Origin of the sequence: Caulobacter sp. D5, from assembly GCF_003185805.1 — a bacterium.
Classification (GTDB): domain Bacteria; phylum Pseudomonadota; class Alphaproteobacteria; order Caulobacterales; family Caulobacteraceae; genus Caulobacter.
Window position 1 is genome coordinate 1 of sequence record NZ_QHJY01000494.1, and the last position, 3,168, is coordinate 3,168.

The window sequence follows — 3,168 nt, forward strand, 5'->3', positions numbered from 1 at the left end:
GAGCGTGGCCGGCAAGATCCTGGTCGGCGTGGGCGGCTACGGCGGCGCGGGCGGGAACGCCGGCGACGTCACCGGCGGCGTCACGGGCGACATCGTGACCGAGGGCGACCGCGCCTTCGGGGCCAGCTACCAGAGCCTGGGCGGCGGCGGCGGCTCGGGCGGCTTCAATATCACCGGCGGCGTCAGCCTGGCCGCCAGCGGCGGCGGCACGGGGACGCTGGGCGTCGGGGTCGGCGGCTTCGGCGGCGACGGCGGCGACGCTGGTCTCGTGAACGCGACCCTGACCGGCGACATCAGCACCAAGGGCGCCGACGCCCACGGCGCGCTGCTGCAAAGCGTCGGCGGCTCGGGCGGTTCGGGCGGTTTCAACATCACCGGCGCGGTCAGCGCCTCGGCCGGGACCAACGGCGCGATCGGCTTTGGCCTCGGCGGCTTCGGCGGCGGCGGCGGCGACGCCAGCACGGTCGATGGCGTGCTGACCGGCGACGTCACCACGGTCGGCGACAACTCGTTCGGCGCTATGCTGCAGAGCCTGGGCGGCGGCGGCGGCAACGGCGGCATGAACGTCACCGGCTCGGTCGCTTTGTCGGCCAGCAGCAACGCGGCGGTCTCCATCGGTCTGGGCGTCGGCGGCTTCGGCGGCGGCGGCGGCGACGCAAAGGCCGTCACTGGTGCGGTCACCGGCCGCTACCAGACCTCGGGCGACGAGGCCGACGGCGTCGTGGCCCAGTCGATCGGCGGCGGCGGCGGTTCGGGCGGCCTCAACGTCTCGGGCGCGGTCGCGGTCAGCGCCGGCACGGCCGGTACGGGCTCGGTCGGCATCGGCGGCTTCGGCGGTTCGGGCGGCGATTCCGGCGCTGTGACCCTGACCCGCGTCGGCGACACCATTACCGATGGCGCCAATTCCGACGGCGTCATCGCCCAGAGCATCGCCGGCGGCGGCGGCCAGGGCGGGATCAATGTCTCCGGCGGCTTGTCTGCCACCACCAAGGGCACGGCCGGCAGCTTCGGCTTCGGCTTCGGCCTGGGCGGCTTCGGCGGCGACGGCGGCGACGCCGGCGACGTCACGGCCAGCGTCACGGGCAATGTCTGGGCCCAGGGCCTGGAATCCGACATCACCACGCCCGAACTGACGATCGAAATCCCGCTGTTCGGGCTGGAATTCACCATTCCGGCCGACCGCACGCGCCTCAACGGCTCCAACGGCGTCGTGGCCCAGAGCGTGGGCGGCGGCGGCGGCTCGGGCGGCCTCAACGTCACCGGCCAATTGTCGCTGACCACCCCGGGCGGGTCCTCGGCCAGCCGGGCGATCTCGCTGGGCGTCGGCGGCTTCGGCGGCGCGGGCGGCGACGCCGGCAAGGTCGACCTGACCATCGCCGGTCCGAGCGCCGACTACGTGCAGGTCACCGCCGTGGGAGACGACCGCTACGCCGCGGTGGCGCAATCGATCGGCGGCGGCGGCGGCGCGGGGGCCATCAACGTCTCCGGCGGCGTCGCGCTGGACGGCCAGCTGACCGTCGGCATCGGCGGCTTCGGCGGCGACGGCGGTTTGGGCAAGGACGTCACGGCCGACGTCACCGCCAACCTGTTCGCGGCCGGGGACCGGTCGCGCGGCCTGATGGTTCAGTCGATCGGCGGCGGCGGCGGCGCGGGCGGCGTCAACATCTCCGGCGGGATCAGCGCCAACACCTCGGGCTCGGAGCCCTCGGTGGTGTTCGGCCTGGGCGGCTTCGGCGGCGCCGGCAACGCCAGCGGCGACGTCACCGTCGCCCAGGACGGCCAGGTCTGGGTCGAGGGCGTCGACGCCATCGGCGTCCTGGTGCAGAGCGTCGCCGGCGGCGGCGGCTCGGGCGGCCTCAACGTCGCGGCCGACGTCAATCTGGGCAAATCGACCTCGTCGTCGAACGGCTACTCGGTCGCGGTCGGCATCGGCGGCGACGGCGGGACCGGCGCCGACGCGGGCGACGTCTCGCTGACCAGCGTCGGCGACGTCATCGTCAATGGCCAGCTGAAGGCCAATCCGGCCGCCGGCGAGGATCGCCTGGAAGCCGTGACCTTCACCGGCGGCGCCAAGGGCGTGCTGGTGCAGTCGATCGGCGGCGGCGGCGGCGTGGGCGGCATCAGCGCCACCGGCGCCATCGCCCCCTTCGGCAACCCGATCGCGGTCGGGGTCGGCGGTTCGGGTGGTTCGGGCGGCAACGCCGGGGCGGTCACGGTCGTGCGCGGCTACGCCGACGACGGCTCGGCCGATCCGCACCTGATCCGCACCTTCGGCGACGATTCCGACGGCCTGATCGCCCAGAGCATCGGCGGCGGCGGCGGCACGGCGGGGATGAACTTCACCATCGCCGCCACCGTGGCCAACAAGGCCGAGAACCCGATCGCGGCGATCATCACCATCGGCGGCGACGGGGCCGGCGCGGGTTCGGGCGACACGGTCGACGTCACCCACAACGGCAATATCGTCACCGACGGCGCCCACAGCGACGGCCTGATGGCCCAGTCGGTCGGCGGCGGCGGCGGCTCGGGCAATTTCAACATCGGCGCGGGCGTGCTCAAGGACGCCAACGCCCTGAACATGGCCATCGGCGGCGCCACCGGCGCGGCCGGCGACGGCGGCGACGTCACGGTCGACCATGTCGGCACGATCGTCACCCTGGGCGACGACTCGGTGGGCCTGCGCGCCCAGTCGATCGGCGGCGGCGGCGGCAACACCGGCCTCGACATGGCCATGGGCCCGCTGAACCGCAACGAGATCAACATCACCATCGGCCGCCTGGGCGGCTCGGGCGGCGTCGGCGGCAAGGTCGACGTGGCCTCGAAGGGCACGATCGACACGACGGGGAACGAGTCCTCGGCGATCTTCGCCCAGTCGGTGGGCGGCGGCGGCGGCGCCTCCAGCGCCACCACGGTCAGCGTCACCGGCACGCGCGGCCAGGGCGACAACGCCGAGTCCTTCGGCGGTTCGCTCAGCGTCGGCCTCGATGGCGGCCTCGGCGCGGAGGGCGGCGACGTCACGGTCACGGCCGAGGGCGATCTGACCACCCGCGGCGACGACTCCCGCGGCATCTTCGCCCAGAGCCTGGGCGGCGGCGGCGGCGTCGGCGGCGGCGCGGCGGTCCACCTCGCCGGCGGTGGCGATGTAGATATAGCCGAGGCAGGCCGTCG

The 3,168-nt window shown here is 74.4% G+C and carries 1 protein-coding gene; it reads left to right on the plus strand.

Features of this window, described 5'->3' with window-relative positions; translation table 11 throughout:
- On the plus strand, positions 1-3,168 hold a 3,168-nt coding region (locus DMC18_RS26330; protein ID WP_233248284.1), incomplete at both ends, for a hypothetical protein.